6 protein-coding genes are annotated in these 21020 nt (G+C 39.3%); all 6 read right to left on the bottom strand.

Annotated features, from left to right (window positions below; genetic code table 11):
- Positions 1-105: 105 nt before the first annotated feature.
- The 6 genes from ABZM97_RS04415 to ABZM97_RS04390 all read right to left on the bottom strand — a co-directional run bounded on the left by ABZM97_RS04415 (position 106) and on the right by ABZM97_RS04390 (position 20702).
- Positions 106-15834 carry an amino acid adenylation domain-containing protein gene (locus tag ABZM97_RS04415; protein ID WP_367387265.1) on the bottom strand — a complete coding sequence of 5243 codons (15729 nt, stop codon included), beginning with the start codon at positions 15832-15834 and terminating at the stop codon, positions 106-108.
- 175 nt (positions 15835-16009) lie between these two features.
- On the bottom strand, positions 16010-16747 hold the full coding sequence (locus ABZM97_RS04410; RefSeq protein WP_367387264.1) for a thioesterase II family protein: 738 nt from the start codon (positions 16745-16747) through the stop codon (positions 16010-16012).
- A 55-nt stretch (positions 16748-16802) separates the two neighbouring features.
- On the bottom strand, positions 16803-18077 hold the full coding sequence (locus ABZM97_RS04405) for an MFS transporter (protein WP_367387263.1): 1275 nt from the start codon (positions 18075-18077) through the stop codon (positions 16803-16805).
- A gap of 276 nt (positions 18078-18353) precedes the next feature.
- Positions 18354-18953, bottom strand: a complete 600-nt coding sequence (locus ABZM97_RS04400) for an undecaprenyl-diphosphatase (protein ID WP_367387262.1) — start codon at positions 18951-18953, stop codon at positions 18354-18356.
- A 98-nt stretch (positions 18954-19051) separates the two neighbouring features.
- Entirely contained in the window at positions 19052-19789 is a 738-nt protein-coding gene (locus ABZM97_RS04395; RefSeq protein WP_367387261.1) for an ABC transporter permease, read from the bottom strand.
- On the bottom strand, positions 19782-20702 hold the full coding sequence (locus ABZM97_RS04390; protein ID WP_367387260.1) for an ABC transporter ATP-binding protein: 921 nt from the start codon (positions 20700-20702) through the stop codon (positions 19782-19784). Before ABZM97_RS04390 ends, ABZM97_RS04395 begins: the two co-directional genes overlap by 8 nt.
- Between the last annotated feature and the right edge of the window lie 318 nt (positions 20703-21020).

The raw sequence follows: 21020 nt of genomic DNA, 5'->3' as shown, positions 1-21020 counted from the left end.
ACACGGTTGTGCAATCTCAAAAATTGGAGATTGCACAATATCCCATGTGTTAAAACTTTACATTGTATATTCTTAAATCCAGTCTGGAAGAAAATCGTTATTTTATCACACTTCTTCTTCAACATAATCTAGAATATCTATCTTGGATTCAGTGCCTGCTGACAAAATTACATTCGTTAATTGCTTAACAGTAGGATTTTCGAAAACATTATGCACAGATAAATTGGTATTCATTTGCTTGTTAATTGATGTAAGAGCACTCATCAATTTTAATGAGTTCCCTCCTATGTCGAAGAAATTGTCGGATATGCCTATAGGTTTTACACCTAAAAGCTCCTCCCAGATTAAAACAATAGTTTCCTCTATATAGTTCTTCGGTGCTTCATATTCCACCTCGGATAATGCGCTTCTCTCTGGCGCCGGCAAGGCTTTTCTATCCACTTTATCGTTTGTGGTTAGCGGAAGTTTGTCCAACTGAACGAAATAAGCCGGTATCATGTAATCAGGCACCCGCTTCTCCAAAAATTCTCTGACTTCAGCTGGAGTCACCTTTTTTTCGCATACGAGATAACCGCACAAGCTCAAGCTTGAACCCTCTCTCGCTATGACAGCCGCTTCTTTTACATCCGGGTGCTCTAACAGATGGCTCTCAATTTCACCCAGTTCAATCCGATAGCCGCGCAGCTTAATTTGATGGTCAATTCGTCCGACAAACTCTATATTTCCATCTGGCAGCCATCTTGCAAGGTCTCCAGTGCGGTACATTCGCTCTCCGCTCGCAAAAGGATTGGATACGAATTTTTCCGCGGTCAACTCCGGATTGTTTAAATATCCTCTGGCAACTCCATCACCCGAGACACATAATTCTCCCACTACACCGACAGGGCATAGTCGATTATTCTGATTAACAATGTAAATTTCCGTATTATATATAGGTTTTCCAATCGGAATGTTCTGTCCCTTGCGGTCTGCGAAATAACTCGTGGTAACGCATGTGTTTTCCGTAGGTCCATACGCGTTGACCAATTGGTATTCAGTATCTGTCTTCATATTGAGCTGTTCTCCGCCGGAAATGAGCATCCTTAAGGAATGATTATCCTGCTGCATAAACTGTTCGCCCACCTTGTATGGAAGGGTTGCGACGGTAATGCCGTTTTCATTCATGTACTCATTGAGTTTCCCCATATCCAGCCGGATATCGCCTCTTAAAACGTGTAATTCAGCTCCCGTAATCAAACAAGGGAAAATCTCTGTAATGGATGCATCAAACGAATATTTCAGGTAGTTCGTAATCCGGTCGGATTCATGGATCTCATGGAAATTGACATACCAGTGACATAAATTCATCAGAGATTTGTGCTCAACTAATACACCCTTTGGCTGGCCTGTAGAGCCTGATGTATAGATGACATAGGCCAAATCAGACGGTTTGTTCCTCACCGTTACATTCGTCTTTTCGGCTTTGGCAAGCCGGTCATCATCCAGCGCAATCACGCTTATGCCCATTGTGTCTGTAAAAGGAATCTTTTCAATTAAGTGCTCTTCTGTAAGCAGCAATTTGGTGCCGCTATCCTTCACAAGATATTTAAGCCGCTCCTCCGGATAATCCGGATCAATTGGGAGATAGGCCGCCCCAGATTTTAAGATTCCGATCATGCCCGCGATCATCTCAGGAGAACGGTCGGCCATAATGCCCACGATCGTTTCCGGCTGCACACCTTTTTGAAGAAGCAGCCGTGCGATTTGGTTGGACCGCTCGTTAAGCTCCCGGTAGGTGAGCATTTCATGCCCGCATACGACTGCCGTTTGCTCAGGCGTTCGGTATGCCTGTTCCATAAACAGCTGCTGGATGGTTTTATCCTTCGGATAATCTGTTTCTGTTTGGTTGAATTCACTCAAGATCCGATCCTTTTCCTCATTTGAAAGCAGCTGAAGATCGCCGATTTTCTTATGTTCATCTTCTGCGGCCTGCTCCATTAAGCGAGTCAAATGTATCCCTAGATTTTCGATAATCGTCTCCGAGTATACATTTCCATCATAAGCAAATTTCAGGATCAGCTGCTCCCCGGGAACGGCTACCACCGTTAATCCATAGTTTGTTGCTTCATTTCCCTTCAGCTCATGGAACACAAAGCCCAGCTCATTCTCTCCTTGATCAAGGGCCTTGTCATCCAGCGCATAGTTTTCAAAAATCATCACGTGGTCGATTAAATCCCGCTTCAGTTCACTTAGAGACTGCACATCAGACAAGTTGAGGTAGCTGTATGCCTGGCTTTCAATGGCACCTTCCTGCACACGCTGTAAGACCTCTCTGAAACTCTGGTGATCACTGGCCTGAATTCTTGTTGGAATCGTATTAATAAACAGTCCCACCATGTTTTCAATTCCCGGCACTTTGGCATCCCTTCCGGAGACAACGGAACCGAACACGACATCGTCTGTCTGGTTATACTTGGCCAACAGCACACCCCATGCACTCTGCAGAGCTGTATGGATGGTCACATGATTCCGTGTTGCCAGGTCGGCCAGTTTTCCCGTTAGCTCTCGTGAGAGTGCTATCACCTTTTCGCGGTTTCCGGAATCGCCAGTTTTCCCAGATTTCCTATTAACCGGAATGCCTGACTTTTCCTTATAGCCTTTCAGATAATTCTTCCAATATTGAGCGGCATCTTCTCTGGACTGTTCTTCCAGCCATCTGATGTAGGTGCTGTATGCTTCTGGCTCTTCCAGCTGTCGGGTTCTTCCGAACCGCTCATCTCCATAGAATTGGAAAAGCTCAGCCAGAATGATTCCCCGTCCCCATCCGTCAAACAGGATGTGATGGTTGCTCCAAATCAACGTATATTCTTCGTCCCCGGTCTGGATAAGCTGAAGGCGGATCAAAGGATCTCTGCTTAAATCAAAGCCTTTTTCCCGGTCTTCTTTCAGGAATCGCTCCATGCTTACCTTCTGCTGCTCCGCACTTTGCCGTCTTATATCTTGGTACCGGAAGCCGATTTTCCTGTTTTTCAGGATCACGTTTCTTGGCTTTACTGTGATTTCATACTCAATGGCGCTCCGCAGGAGCTCATGCCTTTCCATGATGGCATTAAAGCTCTTCTCTAATAGAAGCGGATCAATTGTTCCATTTGCTTCAATGACGATTTGTTCAAAATAGGCTCCTGATGAGTGATTTTCCAAGGAGTGGAATAACATTCCCTGCTGCATATTGGCCAGAGGATAAATTTTTTCAATCTCAAATCCTTCATGCTTTCTCTTGATGTCCTCAAGCTCGTAAATGTCCAATGCCTTGTCTCCATAATCAGACGGTGTTCTCTCTGCCTCTTCTTTTGAGACGCAATGGTCAATCACCTCATAAAGCGCTTCTTTATAGGCCTCCGTAAAATGCTTTACAGTTTGTTTTGAATAAACCTTTGTGTTATACGTCGTATCAATAACCAGCTGACCGTCCAAAACAATCGCATTCATTTCCATCGCATTTTCCCGTGCATGTCTATTTCCGATCGACTCTCCGGTCGGAAGACTGGAAGAGGAGAATGCCGCATTTTGAAGATCCTCATCCATCTGTCCCAAATAGTTAAACAAAAGGGGTGGCTGCGGTGCTGCCTTTAACTCAGAATCTTCATTCAGATGTTTTAGGATTCCATAGCCGATGCCTTTGTTTGGTATTTTTCTGATCGTTTCTTTTACCATTTTGATCGTCATGGAGAGGCTGGTTTCCTCACCCAGATCAATCAGGACAGGATACTTGGTGGTAAACCATCCAACCGTCCGGCTGATGTCGACCTCATCAACGATCTGTTCCCTGCCATGTCCTTCAAGGCTCAGTCTGATCCGATTTTCACCCGTCTCCTGCCTTGCAGCCATTAAAAGGGCAGTAACCAGAAGGTCATTGATGTCAGTATGATAGGCGCGATTTGTTTCACGAAGGAGCTTTCGTGTTGCCTCTTTATCAAGAACGCCCCTGAACGTATCACTATCTTCATACCAATAGGATTCGACCTCTTCTTTGGTTTCAAGGAATGGCACCTTCTCCTTTAATACATCCATCCAATATTGCTTTTCTCTTGCGAGCTTTTTGCCTTCGGCATAAGCCTGAAGTTTGGAAGCATAAGTCTTGTACGATGTCGTTTTGGAATAAAACGACACAGTTTCTCCCTTTTTCAATTGGCTGTACCCAAGTGCCAAATCTTCAAATAAAATTCTCCAAGAAAGACCGTCTATGACAAGGTGATGAATGATCAGAAGAAGATGGTCCCCATCTTTGGCCTTAAATACAGCTGCGTTTACAAGCGGCCCTGTTTGGATGTCCATTTGAAGCTGAAGCTTCGTCGCAAGCTCGAGAACCGTCTGGTTCGGAACCTCCTCTGACGAGACGTCATAGACATAAAAGCCAAACTGTTTTTTTTTCACGCCGCGATTAAACGGACGAACTTTGCCGTTCTCGTTTGGAAAAATCATTCTTAAAGCATCATGATGCTTCATGATTTCCTCCAGAACTTCCTTTACCCATTCCGTATGGAATCCGTCTTTTCTGTACAACATCACTGCGTGATTATAATGATTGACCTCCTCTGTCCCCCCTGAGAAAAAGGCTTTTTGAATCGGGGTCAAAAGGACGTTTCCAGATTCAATTTCATATGATTCTTCTTGTCCGTTCACGGTTTTAGCGTACCGGCTCAGCTGCTTGATTTCAGGATAGGCAAACAGATCCTTCATCTCAACCGCGATTCCTTCTCGTGATAGCCGGGAAATGATTTGAAGAGCTTTGATAGAATCTCCTCCCGACGCAAAAAAGTTATGGCTGATTCCGATCGGGCGGAAACCAAGAATCTCTTCCCATACCGCAACGAGCTGCTTCTCCACTTCATTCCTCGGAGCCTCATAGTTCACTCCAGCGTGGCCATCCGGTTCCGGCAAGGCTTTGCGGTCCACCTTTCCATTTGGCGTAAGAGGAATCCGCTCCATCTGAACGAAATAAGATGGAATCATAAATTCAGGAATTTCCTCCTTTAGATAAGACCTAAGCTCACCCGAAGCCCACATCTTCCCGGATGTAATGTAGGCACAGACATATTTGTGTTGATCTTTGTCCTCTCGGACAATCACGACAGCCTCCTGAATCTCACCGTGCTTGAGGAGATGATTCTTGATTTCGTCTGTTTCGATACGGTAGCCTCTTATTTTGACCTGATTGTCGATCCTGCCGGCCAGTTCAAGATTGCCATTCGGAAGTCTTCTGACAAGGTCGCCTGTCCGATACATTGTTTCCTTCGGGTCCAACGGATTCCGAACAAATGCATTTTCAGTCAGCTCAGGACGGTTCAAATAGCCTCTTGCAACGCCTTCACCAGATAGGCACAGCTCTCCGTACACCCCATCCGGCACTGGCTTCATCTGTGAATCCATAACGTATGCCTTCATATTCGAGATTGGTCTTCCAATTACCGGACATTGCTCAAAATCACTCATTTCCTCAAAATCGATGATATGATAGACAGACCCTATGGTTGCTTCTGTCGGGCCATAGTGATTCATGACCATCGCCTTTGAGCAGCGAAGATGGAACGTTTTCACATCCTCCGGACTTATTTTCTCTCCTCCAAGCACGACCAAACGAAGGGTCTCACAGCCGGATCCCTCAAGAAATGCAGGGTCGTTAACCAAGACGTTAAACAGTGACGGCGTCAGCTTCAGATAAGATATGCCGTTTTTATTCAGATATCTCAGTGCTTTGGATGGATTTGAATAGATATCTTTTTTGACCAGATGCAGCTCGCAGCCACTCAAAAGTGCTGAATAGAGACTCGTATACCCTAAATCGAAGGCATAAGAGGAAACGAGAATCGCTTTATCCTCTTCCTGCAGACTCACTTCCTTTTTGAACCAGGACATGTAATTGACCACGCTTCTGTGCTGTATAAACACACCTTTTGGTGTGCCAGTCGATCCTGACGTGTATATCAAATAGGCATTGTGATCCGATTGGCCTGCCGGAGGGTTAGCTGTGTCTCTCCCCTCAAAAAGCGGTGTCTCCAGATCAATGATGTCTCCGCCAAAGCTGAGACCTGGTTTTCGGTTTCCTTTCACAAGCAGAAGGCTCGCTCCGCTGTCCTTGAGAATGGCATTTGTTCGCTTGACGGCTTGGTCGGGATCAATTGGAAGATACGCTGCCCCAGCTTTTAAAACCGCCAGAATTCCTATGATCATCTCTACGGACTCCTCAGCAATCAGCCCGATTGTCACCCCTGCTTTTGCTCCTCTTTCCCGAAGCACTCCTGCCCACTGGTTCGCCCTTTCATTCAACTGGAGATACGTCAGCTTCTGGTCTCCGGCTGCTACAGCGACTCGTTGTGGCGTTCGAGTTGACTGTTCCTCAAACAGTTGTGCCAGCGTTTTGTCCATCGGAAATTGAATGTTTGTCTCATTCCATCCGGTTAACGCCGCATGCGCTTCTTCTTTAGAAAGCAGTGTCAGATCGCTGATGAGCTGATCCGGCTGTTGTGTAATTTCATTGAAAAGATGAATCAGATGGCTTGCCATTCGCTCGATCGTCTCTTTTTTAAACAGCTTAGTCCCATAATTCAGGACGCATGTAATGCAATCTCCCTCTTCGCTCGATGTCAAGGTTAAGTCAAACTTTGACACATGGGCATCCATTGGATGCGGAGTGAAGGTCAGCCCCTCAATCTCAAATGCCTCTTGATCGAAATTCTGAAGCACAAGCATCGTATCAAATAAAGCGCTCCGGCTCATATCGCGGTTTAGATCAAGCTTTTCTACGAGCTCATCAAACGGATATTCCTGGTTTTCAAAAGCACCCAAGGCATTTTCTCTTACCTCTCTCAGATAGCTGCTGAAGGATTTTTTCCCTTCGGGACGATTTCTCATAGCAAGCGTATTTAGGAAAATTCCCATCACGTGTTTCAAATCTTCATGCGGCCTTCCCGCAATAGGAGAACCGACGATGATGTCTTCCTGACCTGTATATTTTGAAAGGAGTGTCGTATAGCCTGCCAGAAGAAGCATATACAGGGTGACTCCATGTTCTTTGGCCATCTCTTTCAGCTTAAGTGACAGGTCCCGCCCAAATTCAAAATGCACCAAACCGCCTTCAGTCGATTGGGCTGCCGGTCTTCTAAAATCGGTCGGCATATTCAAAACAGGCACTTCCTCTTTGAATACATTCAGCCAGTAAGCTTCCTGCTTTTTCATTTCAGCCCGGGCAGATGCTTGCTTTTGCCATGCAGAATAATCCTTGTACTGGATTTTCAGGGCAGGCAGATCCTTTCCTTCATACAGCTCGGCCAATTCGCGCGTCAGGATGCCCATCGATACTCCATCTGAAATAATATGGTGCATGTCCAGCACCATAAGGTGCTTGTTTTCTGCGATGTTCAGAACCTCGACCCGCAGGAGAGGTGCTTTTGAAAGGTCAAACGGGCGCACAAATTCCCTCAGGAAGTTTTCTGCACCAAAGGCGTCTGTTTTGTGGCAGCCCACTTTGAAATCCACCAGCGGTGCGATTTTTTGGACAGGTACTCCGTCCTCCATTGAGAATGACGTTCTCAGGACTTCGTGCCTTTCAATGAGTGCCAGAAAGGCCTTTTCCAGCTGGCTTATATTAAGATCCCCTTGTATTTCCATGGCAAGAGGAATATTATAGGAAACTCCACCTTCAATTCTGTCGAGAATATATAGCCTTCTTTGGGCAGATGACAGGGGATAGTATTCCCGTTCCTCCACTTTTTGAATGGACGCATACACACTCTCACGGCCGGCGGAAATGAACTCCGCAATACCCTTGATGGTAGGCGATTGGAAAAGCTGGCGCAAAGGCACTTCAGCCTTTAGCTCCTTATGGATTCTCGAAACCAAAGCCGTTGCCTTCAGTGAATGGCCTCCCATTTCAAAGAAGTGATCGTTGATACCCACTCTTTCTGTCCCAAGGATATCCTTCCAAATCGAGGCCAGAGTCTCTTCAACGGCATTTCTCGGCGCCTCATAGCCCCGATCTCCAAGACTATCTAAATCAGGATCCGGAAGCCCCTTCCGGTCTACCTTTCCGTTTGCGGTAAGAGGCATTTTGTCCAGTTGGACAAAAAACGCCGGGATCATGAAATCCGGAAGCTCATTTGCAAGCTGGGAGCGGATTTCTTTGACGGATTCAGCTGCCGGGCTCTCAAGAACAACGTACGCACAAAGATACGCCTGATGATCTTTGTCCTCCCGCGAGATGACAACAGCTTCTCTTACCATCGGCAGCTTCAGCAGCCGGTTCTCAATTTCACCGAGCTCAATGCGGTAGCCGCGAATTTTCACCTGATGGTCAATCCGGCCAAGGAACTCGATATTCCCGTCAGGAAGCAATCGTGCAAGATCGCCTGTCCGGTACATCCGTTCCCCTGGAAGAAATGGATTTGGAACGAATTTTTCTGCCGTAAGCTCCGGCCTGTTTAAGTATCCCCGCGCAAGACCAGCCCCGCTCACGCAAAGCTCTCCCGGCACTCCCACTGGCACAAGGCTGTTATTTTGATCTAAAATATAGATTTTGTTATTTGAGATGGGCTTTCCAATTGGAATGTTTTTAGAATGTTCATTTACTATATAGCTCGTTGTAACCACGGTATTTTCAGTGGGACCGTAATTATTGATGATTTGATAGTTTTGATGATTAAACTGATTAAGCTTATCCCCACCTGTAAGCAGTCTTCTTAAAGAATTATTCTTTAGCACCATAAACTGTTCACACATTTGTGTAGGCAAAAAGCTAATGGAGATATGATGATCATTAAAATATTGATTTAGTTTACGGACATCGAGTTTTAAATCATCACTTAAGATATGAATAGAAGCACCCGTAATTATATAGGGAAAAATCTCCCAAGAGAAAGCGTCAAAACTCATGCTTGCATAGACTGCACTATTGTCATTTTCACTTACTGTGTTGTATGAATTATGCCAATAACATAAGTTCACCAAAGATTGATGTTCTACCATTACCCCCTTAGGATTTCCAGTAGAGCCTGAGGTATAAATGACATACACTAAATCATCGCCTGCGTTTTCAATACATAAATTTCCAGTTCGGTATTCTGATAATGAGTTTGCATGTATGTCTATCGCTTCGATATCAAGCATGTCTGCTAAACCCGTTTCTTCAATCAGTTTAGGGTTAGTTAATAGCAGGTTTGTTTGACTGTCTTTAAGAATATATTTGATTCGTTCCGCTGGATACACAGGATCAATCGGCAAATATGCTCCTCCTGCTTTTAAGATCCCTAACATCCCGACTATTACATCTAAAGAACGTTCAACCATTAAACTTACTAAGCTATTTGGCTTAACTCCTTTTTCTCTTAATAAAGCCGCCAATTGATTTGATTTTTCATTCAGCTCTCGATATGTGAGATTTATACCTTCAAAAACAATTGCCACATTGTCTGGAGTGCGTTGCACTTGTTCTTCAAACAGAAGATGAATCGGTTTATTTTTAGGGTACTCCATTAACTGCGTGTTAGAATCATGCAGCAATGCAATTTTGTCTTTTTCTGAAAAGATATCGATATCATTTAATACAGTATCAATGTTTTGCGCAATTCCTTTTAATATATTGATATACGTTTCTGAAATGCTTTCTATTGTATTAGATTTGAATAATCCTGTCCTATACTCAATATTAAGTATAATGTCTTCTTCAAAGTCTAATACATTAAAAGTTAAATCAAATTTTGCGTTATCCAGATCGAAAATAATAGGGCTGATAGTTAGATTTTCCGATTCCTTTGTGAACAATTTAGCATCCTCTAATACGAACATGGTATCGAATAGAGGGTTTCTATTAGAATCTCTTTCGTAATCTATGCTGCGGACCAGTTCATCAAACTGATATTCTGAGTTTTCAAAAGCGGCAATTGTATTCTCTTTGACCTGCTCTAAGAAATCTTTAAAACTTTCCATATTGTCGACGTTATTTCTTAACGCGATGGTATTAACAAAAACTCCAAAAACGTCTTGTAAATCTTTATGCATTCTTCCTGATGAAGCTGTTCCAACAACAATATCCGATTCACCAGTATATTTGTTTAGTAGAATGTAATAAGCACTTAACATAAGCATGTATAAAGTAGTTCCGGTTTCCTTAGCAATGAACCTTACTTTTTTAGCTAGGTTGTTATCAAGGTGGATATACATAGAAGCACCCTCAGTAGTATCCACAATAGATCTTGTGTAATCATAAGGCAATTCCAATTTAGGAGGTAAATTCTTATATACATCCAACCAATACTCTTTTTGTTTATTGATTTCTTTAGATTGTTTATATTTATTTTCCCACTCGACAAAGTCCTTATATTGAACGTTCAACTCAAACAGGTTCTTATTGTCATACAAATCCAAAATCTCATTCACGAGAATACCCTGAGATGCACCGTCTGAAATAATATGATGGAAATTCACTACTAAAATACATTTATTCTTGCCAATATTAATTACTTTCGCTCTCATTAGAGGAGGTTTGCTCAGGTCGAAAGGAGCAATTGATTGCTTACAATAATGACTGGTTAAATCCTTTATTGAACCATTTTCTGTTAATGTTGCTTTTTCGAATTCCAATTTAAAATCAACACGGTTATGAACCTTTTGAATCAACTCATTGTTTTGTAATTCAAACCCTGTTCTGAGGATCTCGTGTCTATCAATAAATTTTTTAAAGGCATTTTCCAATCTGTATAAATCAATTTCACCCTTCACTAGCAATGCCATAGGAATATGATACGCCCCTCTGTCATTTTCCATCATAGAGAGCATATACATTCTTTTTTGCATAGGTGAAGTAGCATAAAACTCTTTTTTTGGTGCCCTTTCAATTGTATTTTGATGAGTTAAATATCGATCGGCCGTCAAATAATGATCTAACGCTATTACAGAATCATTCTTGAAGATTTCACCAATTGGCACCTCAATATTCATTCTCTTTTTTATTTCTGTTATTATGGCAATCGCTTTTAATGAATCCCCTCCTATTTCGTAAAAGTTAGTATCTATTCCTATCTGCTTCATCCCAAATACATCTTTCCAAATTTCGAGCAATTCTTCTTGAGTTTCACTTTCTGCCTGAAGGCTGGCAGCAGTAGCAACTTCATTTATATCTTGATTTGCCAGAAATTCCTCCAAAATGCTTCTATTTACTTTCCCGTTAACTGTTAAAGGAATTTTGTCTATTCGAAAGAAATTTGCTGGAATCATATAATCCGGCAGCATGTTTTGCAAATAAAGTTTTAGCTCGCTTGAATTAAAATGATTTCGTGAAATGACAAACGCATAGAGATTTTTCACGCCTTGTTTATTCTTAAAATCCATTACTACCGCCTTTATTACATCCTTATGTGTAATTAGACAGTTTTCAATTTCACCTAATTCTACTCTATACCCCCTGATCTTAACTTGACTGTCTTTTCTCCCTAAAAAATCTATATAACCGTCCTCATTTAAGATGCCATGGTCACCGGTTTTATAAATGTAACCAAGCTCATCATGCATAATGAATGAAGAGTTTGTTTTTTTAATATCATTAATATATCCACTTGCTACTCCTAAACCGCCTATATATAATTCTCCCTCTACTCCTGCTGGACATAACTGTTGATTCTGATTCAATACATAGATTTTCTGATTTGCCAACGGCCTACCATAAGGTATACTTTTCCAACTTTTCTTTATCTCTTCTATAGGGAAATAAATAGACCAGATAGAACCTTCTGTTGCCCCGCCTAAACTAACAATGTCTGCATTCTCAAACGTGTTTCGGATTTTCTCAGGGAGATCCAACGGTATCCAGTCTCCGCTAAGCATAACCATTCTTAAATCCTTATTTTTTTCAATGGAATGATAAAGCTCAACTGTCAACTCCATAATGGCAGGCACTGAATTCCATACCGTGATTCGTTTATTTTCTAAGGCATATTTTAATTGGTTAACATCTCTTTGATCATCTATAAGAACAAGAGATGCTCCTGCACTTAGTGAACCAAAAACATCATAAACAGACAGATCAAAACAAAAAGAGGAAATCCCCAAAATTCGATCTTCTTTAGAAACTTTGAATTTTTCGTTGATGTCTATAATCGTATTTGCGGCAGCACCATGTGTTATTTGAACACCTTTAGGCTTGCCAGTACTGCCAGATGTAAAAATGACATAGGCCATATCTGATTCAGTAATATTAATGTCTAGCTTATCAACGGAGTAGTGGTCAATACATTCATCTCTATAAATTCTAGGTGTTAAAAAGAAACTGCATTTGCTTTTTTCTTTGATGTATTCTTTTCTATCTTCAGGATAATCCGGATCAAGTGGTATATAGGCAGCGCCAGATTTTAAAACTCCTAAGAGATTGACTATAGTTTCTATACATCTTTCTCCCAAAATACCTATATATTCTCCCTTTTGAACGCCTTTATCTACCAAGTATCTTGCAATTTGATTTGATTTTTCATCTAGCTCTTTATAGGTTATGAATTCACTATGATGAATCACAGCTATATTTTTTGGCACAAGCTTTGCCCGCTTCATAAACATTTCATGAAGCGTACAGATGTCAAGCTTTTTGTTAGTATCATTATAATTTTCAATAAGGCTTAGACTGGTTTGGTCGATTTCAATTTCCTTTACTTGATCATCTGATATGACTTGATGCAATATACCGATAAATTGTTCAAACATAGACTCAATTATTTTGGCATCAAATAACTGCTCTACATAATCCCAGGTTATATACAAGCCGCCGTTTAATTCATAAACTTGATTATCAATGTAGACTTGAGACGTTCTGGTACTAAAAAATTTAATGCGTTCAAAATCCACCAGCTGATCAAAAGAATCCTCGGAGTTTTCACTTAATACACTAGTAAAAACGATAGGCATAATAGCTTGTTTATTCATTTGGTTTTTCTTACCAATTGATCTAATGAAGTCTACACCGTCAAAATGTCTGTGTTCAAGAGCTTCTAAGAGAGTGTCTTGTACTTTAGCAGCAAAATCCCAGAAAGACTCCATCGCATTTTCAGCATTAATATCCAGCAACATTAAGGTAGTAAAGTCACCGACCATCTTTTTAACATCTTCGTGGAACGGCAGCCTATTAAAGACCGTTAAGTTCACAGCAAAATGACTTTGATTACTCCAATATGCTAAAACATATGCATAAGCTGCACATAGTACAGATGTAGGTGTCAGATCTCTATTTCTTGCCTGTAATTTTAATTTGCTCCAGTTTTCTTTCTCAAGAAAATCCGCGCACTTATTAAACTTAGGCTTTATAATTTCCGATGGTTTGCATTTTAAAGGCAATGCAGGGGCGCTTGGGAACTCGTCCAATTTGCTCATCCAATACTTCTCATCCTTTTTATATAAAGAAGAACTCTTAAATTTATTGGATGCTAAAACATAATCTCTGAAGTTGTAGGATAACTCTGATAAATCCAGATGAGGATTATCGTAAAATTGTTTAAATTCTTTTATTAATATTTTCATACTACTGTCATCACAAATTAAAGGGTCTATATTTAAGCAAAAGTACTTATTCTTGTTAGGCAAAATAAATGCTTTTAGCTCAAATAGCGGCCACTGGGTTGGATCAATAATTTTAGAAATCATGTGATTCCGTACAGACAATATGCTCTCTTCTATTTGTTGCTCATTGGCTTCTGACAGGTCAACAGGTTCAACGGAATAAAAAACATCATCTTGAAGTATTCGTTGAGTCCCATTCTCAAAAATAATGGTTTTCAAAATCGAATGTCTGTCAATCAGCTTCTGCAAAGCAAGATTGAATCTGTCCATTTCTACATCCATCTCAAATTCAACCGTTAGGTTTGTTGCGGATCCCCCGATTTCAAAAGTTGCATCTCTGCCTACTAAGTAAGCTAGCTGGATTCCTGTAAGAGGAAATGGTTTGTGTATATTGGTCAGATCCGTGTTATCGCTAAAGTATTTTTGTTCTATTTGAACACCTTTGTTTTCACTTATATACTTGCTTATCTCTTTTATTGTAGAAAGTCTAAAAAGTTCCTTTAAGGAGAGGTTTACATTCATTTTTTCATTAATAGCAGATAGAAACTCCATTGCATTTAATGAATGCCCTCCAAGCAAAGCAAAACGATCATTTACACCAATTCTTTTTACTTTTAATATTCGCTGCCAAAATTCAACTAATTGTTTTTCTGTCTCTGTTTGTGGTGCTTCGTATTCAGCAACGGTTATGCCAATGTCAGGCTCAGGCAATGCCTTTTTGTCTATTTTCCCATTAGCAGTTAGGGGAAAGTGATCTAATTTAGTAAAATAAGCAGGAATCATATATTCCGGGAGTTTATCTGCCAAGAAAAGTCTTAGGTCGTCAACAGAAACCTCTTTTTTTGTAGTTATGTAAGCAGCCAAATAACTAGGCTGTCCTTCTTCTTCTTTAACAATTACAATTGAATCCTTTACACTTTCATGTTGAATCAACTGATTTTGTATTTCCCCAAGTTCAATTCGAAAACCGCGGACCTTTACTTGATGATCTTTTCTGCCTACAAATTCAATATTGCCATCTGGTAACCATTTGACTAAATCACCCGTAAGATATAGTCTTTCACCTTGTTTAAAGGGATTTAATACAAACTTTTCCAAGGTTAGTTTCTCATTATTCAAATACCCCTTACTTAAACCATCTCCTGAAATACACAGCTCCCCTACTTCACCCGGTGGGAGAAGCTTCCTCTCTTTATCTAGTATATAAACAGATGTATTTGACAAAGGTTTTCCGATCGGAATGGTTTTATCTTCATTGCAAATTTCATTAATGAAGTAATATGTGGTAAATACTGTACTTTCTGTTGGGCCGTAAACGTGGATAATCTTATCTTTACCTAAATAATCCAAGGCCTTTTTAGCATGGGAAACCGATACTCTTTCTCCGCCAAATAATATTTTTCTAATATTCTTAAGACAGCTGATGTCTAAATCGACTAGTACGTTAAACAGAGCCGTAGTAATAAACATAATACTTATATTTTCATGTTTTATTAGAGCGCCAAGCTTTTTTATGTCTACAACAGTATCTTTATCTACAAGTATCAGTTTTGCACCATTTAGCAAAGCGCCGAATATATCAAAAATGGATCCATCAAAAGAAAAATTTGAAAGTTGAAGGACTATATCATTTTCATTGATTTTAATATAATTTGTGTCCCTTACCACCCGTATCGCATTATAATGTGAAATAACTACCCCTTTGGGAATTCCCGTTGAACCGGAAGTATAAATGATATAAGCAGTATCGTTGGAGTCATTTATTTTTTCAAGATTGGTGTTGTCAACCTCAGAATAATCATCATTTAAATTAATAATTTCTATATCATTTTGAATTGAATCACGGTACTTTTCCTGGGTTAATAATAGTTTGGCATTTGTATCGTTCAGCATATGATTAATTCTTTGTTGCGGTGACTCAGGGTCTATTGGCAAATATGCTCCACCGGACTTTAAAATACCGATCAGTCCAATAATCATTTCAAGTGAGCGATCAGTCATCAAACCAACGATTTCGGAACTGTTAACACCCTTACATCTTAAAATTTTTGCAATTTGGTTTGATTGTTCATTAAGCTCTTTGTATGTCATCTGCTGACTTCCGTAAACGATCGCTATATGATCAGGATTCATTCTCGCCTGTTCTTCAAACAATTGATTGATAGTCATATTTTTTGGATAATCGGTTTTCGTTTCGTTGTATCTGTGAAGTAGAACTGGATTAATTTCACTTTGAATACCACTTGTATTTCCAATTAACATATACATGTCCCCTGTCCAAAAATATTTTACACTTAAAGGAACTTTCAGCAGCGCTTGGAATCATTGAATAGAATTTTCAATGGGATGATCGTAAAATATGTAACTGTTATTCAACTTGTTTATTGTAAATATTTGAAATTTTTAAATTGAATATCAAACTCATAAAACTAACCATTCAAAAAAATGATTTGAATAACATTTGTTTTTGATTTTCATTTTCCTTTTCTGCGGCTAAAGTTTGATTAATGAGAGAGACAATATTCTCAGCATTGTGATTAATAAAAAAGTGGTTTCCTTCAAAATGGTGCAATTGAAATGATTTATCAGTATGTTTTTTCCAACTCATAAGGTTTTCAAGCGTGATATTATCGTTTAAACCATTTAAAACAGATATACCACAAGATATTTTATCTTCTCTTTCCTTATATTTATAAGTTTCTACTATTTTTATATCGCTTTTTAATACTGGAATAAATACATCAAACAAATCATCATTATTTACCAGTTCTTCTGGAATCCCTCCTAGTTCAATGATTTTCTCTTTAAATTGTTTATTAGGTAAATTGTATATAATCTCTTTTTTCTTCATTTCAGGAGATCTATATCCTGAAAAAAAGATATGCTTTGGCTGATGGAAACCCATTTTCTTAATTTTATAATAAAGCTCATAAGCCAATAAACTGCCCATACTGTGTCCAAAGATCGCATATTCGTTCTCTTTCAACTTGTCCTTAATACTTTCGAAAATATCTTCGATTGCGTCTTCTAAGCACTCATAAAATGGCTCATTAAATCTCTTCCCTCTCCCCTTTAAGGACACTGGACAAAGATTAATAGATTGGTTTAAATAATGATCCCACTGATAATAAGTGGTTTCCGATCCCCCAGCATAAGGCAGACAAAACAATAACATGAAGCTCCCCCTCAGATTATAGTAATTAGGAATAGGCTTAACCAATGAAAATAGTTTAACTATCAACGATTTGATTGGCAGTTTTATTAACTGAGCTGGCGCTAAATCTAGGCAAAACTAGCATATAAAGGAAACCAATAAGTATTAAACATCCTCCTACCAGCCAAAATAGTGACTCAACTGTTAAAATAACCGGATAAAATGAAGCAATGAACAGAAGTGTTAAGGACTGAGAAAACATCATTAATGGATTAATACATCCTTGGACCCTTCCCATCATCTTTGGATCAATAATTTTGGGTATCCATCCTCCTATAGCTACATTAATCATAGGTATTGCCAATGCCACTCCGGCTGTGCATATCATATAAAGCCACACACTATTTACCAAAGAGCTTATAATAGTTGCTCCCCCCGCAGTCAGCAGAGCTAAAATCAGTATGGTTTGAAGCTTTAATTTATGCGAAAGGCTCGACGCGAGAAAACTTCCAGCCAGAACTCCAGATCCAAATACAATGCCCAATATGATAGATATTTCTTCATAATTTGTTGGGCTAAGCTTATACTTTAAGATGAAGACTTGCATGACAGATAATCCTCCATTTAAAATTCCAAATACAATAAACCCAGAAACAAGACAAAGAAGCAATTTGTGTTTTTTTATATAAATTAAGCCTTTTTTAAAATCACTCAAAACAAGCAGGATTTTTAAGTCCTTGAACGAGTGCTTTCCATTCGGTAATCTAATGTCTTCAGAAATATTGCAAAAGTGTATAAGCATTCCGCTTATAAGGAAACTTAAAGCATCGATTAGAATTGCACCTTCTATACCAATTGCCCAATAACTGAATATCCCGATCCCGCTGCCAAAGAGTACAAATAAGCTGGCAACCATTTGATTCAATCCAGCTGCCGTGGGATACTCTTTTTCGTTCAAGATCCCTTGTACGATTGAGGATTGAGCTGGATAAAAAAAGCTTTTTACAGCTCCTCTTAAAAAGAGCAACATAAAAACTATCGGCATTACATCCATAACTAAAGCAAAGAATAACAAAACAGATAACACAGCACAGACCCAGTCACAATTCTTAGCGATTAGTTGTCTGTCAAGGCGGTCTGCAAATACACCTACAAGGAAAAATACAGCCAAAGTGGGTAAGGATAACATGAGTTCAGTCATAGTGGCATAAGATGGCTGTTTGGAATACTGATCAAGAAGATAAAACATAAGGGCGGTTATACCTATTGTTCCTCCCATTTGTGAGGTAAAGGAGGCAAGGAATAGTTTTAAATAATTCCTATTTTTAAGAAGAGATATCATAGTTTTCATCTACATTCCTCGTTTCATAAGGTCCAAAGCATTTAAAATAAAGGAGAAAATAACCAATTCTTTTTCCACACGGTCTTTTTAAACATGGTCATGAAACAAAGTGATCAGACAGGTTGTAACTATATTATTGCAAAAATGTTATTTAATTACTAGACAGAAACAACAATTGATAACCAAGTCTTATCCACTATAATGTACAGAGTCGAATTACCCATTTCATTTTTTAATTTTTGAACAAAAAAAAACACCTGGTGAATACAGGTGCTTTTAATCCGCTTAAAAATCTTTAGACCTCTCTTTTCGAGGTAAAATATATCCCTCGCCCTTTTCATAAATAGTGAGAACTCTTTTAACCAATGCAAGCCTTGGCACAATCCAATACGATAATATCGCTGAAAGAATTCCAAAAAGAGCTGCGGCAGCAACATCGAAAGGATAGTGCACCCCCACCCATATGCGTGAAATAGCTACACTAAGTGCAAATATGATCCAAATCCAGCCTGTTTTTTTATGTACAAGCCAAAAAGAGAATGAGATAGAAAAAAATAGAATGGTGTGATCGCTTGGAAATGAGTTATCCACCGCATGATCTACCAGTTTGTTAACGTTTGGAAGAACTGCGAACGGTTGATTATTAGAATAGAATTGACCAGCAATTTTCCCCATAATCTCAGCTATGATGAATGCAACTCCCGCCTGTATGACCATCATTCTGTTTTTATAGTTCCGAGTAAACCAGAAAACAAGCATAACGAGTGCTAATATAAATACTGCGTATTCAGCAAGTATGATCATTGCTGAGTTTAAAAATGGATATTCTTTACCTAAATCGTTTACAGCACGAAAAGCGGTAATATTCTGCTCTGAGAATGACATTTATATAATCCTCCTATTAAAAAATCTCTTTTACACATGTAAGGGATTATGTGAACCCTCACACCAATTGGCTTTTCACTTGAAAATATTGATAAAAATTAATGTATATCCACCTTGTTAAAATAGATCATTAAAGAAGCAAATCCTAATATTGAGACTAAAGCAATTCCTATATAGGAATACTCCGGAGGATAAGTAGGGAGAAGCGTATTCATTGAAATGTCTCCAGCCGCTGCCCACGGGAACAAACCTCTATGTTCTGAATTAGCTGTCATGATATTTATCAAAGTGATTAGAATAGTAAAAATAATGGTGGGTACGTAATTCTTTAATACAACTGTGATCAGGACAATAGGTGTTGATAAAATAAATAACAACACACCGCCAATAACAAAGTGCAAAAATGATTTGATGACGAGTGATTGGCTGAGACCCGGGAATTGCAATATCACACCTAGTAATAAAGTAAGCCCCCAAGCAACTAAGGTTAAAAAGAATATCCAGAAAAATAGCAGCAATAATTTGCTAAGAATAAGATTTATTCTGGAAACAGGTATAGTTAAAAGGTTTTTGAGAGTATCATCCATATATTCTCGGTTAAAAATATAAGCGGCAACAACTCCATAAAGCGGAACTCCCACAACTAGAACTGTATATAAGTTAGAGTTGCTGAAAAGTTCATGAAATTTTATGACTGGAGCGGGATTCTCAGTCTTTATTTGTACATAGGATGCAACGACTACCATAAACGGGACTACCGAAGCTCCTATTGTACTTATTAGAAGCATCGCAGACCTCCTGAGCTTTAGTAACTCCGCATATAACAGATTAACCAATGGACCCACCCCCTACCAGTTTTGTGAAATAATCCTCCAGACGGTCTTCACTCATCAAAATTTTAAACACCTCAATGTCGTTCTGAACAAATAATTTATTAATAGCTCCCTGTTGTCCAATATGCGAGAAAATGCGGATAACCCCCTCATCATGCACTTCGTAGTCAAAGATATGAAATTGTTTCTCTAAAAGCATTGTAGCTTTGTTATCATTCGAAACTTGAAACTCCAGAAACTTTCGATTTTTCTTCCGGAGCTTATCAAATTCGGTTTCCTCTAATAGTTTGCCTTCATGAATAATTCCCAAATGATCGACTAATTGTTCAATTTCAGACAATATGTGGCTCGATATGAGCAGGGTAATCTTTCTTTCTTCAGCTAAAGTTTTAATGAGCCTTCTCATCTCTTTAATCCCAATCGGATCTAAACCATTCGTCGGTTCATCCAATATTAATAATTCTGGATAATGAAGAAGAGATCGGGCGATGCCAAGTCTTTGCTTCATTCCTAAAGAGTATTTGCCTACAAGCTTTTTGGTTTCATTCTCTAATCCCACAATCTCTAATGCTTCTTCAATTGCATTTTTTTTGTGAACTCCAACGATCTTGGCGTTTATTTCAAGGTTTTCTTTAGCGGTGAGGTTTCCATAGAATCCAGGTACTTCTACGATTGAACCAATCCTTCTTAAAATATCTTTCTTATTCCTATGTAAATCCTCACCGAATATCTCGATCTTTCCATGGGTAGGCTTTATTAAACCCAATAACATTCTTATAGTAGTTGTTTTACCTGCTCCATTTCTCCCCAGAAACCCGTAAATATCACCTTCGTTAACTGTTATATTAAGATTATCAACTGACTTTTGTTTTCCGTACACTTTTGTTAAATTAGTCGTTTTAATTATCTCTTGCATTGGTCCCGACCTACTTTCCTAATGCTTATGTATAATAGTATAGGAATACGTTTTTAACTGGGAATTAACTATTTCTTAACTATCTCTTAATTAAAGTACGGACAGGAAGAAAGTGATAAAGACGACTCCTTTGATTTTTGCAAATTTCAAAACAAATCAGATGCGGCCATTTTATATACCGAGTTTCATCCTATGTCCCGGCATCAAAATAACCTGCCCCTTTAAGCGGGAGCAGGTCATTCAGTAGTGATTAATTTTTATTTCCCTTGAGCTTTTCCCCTACCCTCATAATTGCGGTTTCCCGTTTGACTGTCTAAT

This window comes from Bacillus vallismortis (assembly GCF_040784915.1).
GTDB lineage: Bacteria > Bacillota > Bacilli > Bacillales > Bacillaceae > Bacillus > Bacillus subtilis_G.
This window is presented reverse-complemented; position numbering and strand designations above follow the sequence as displayed.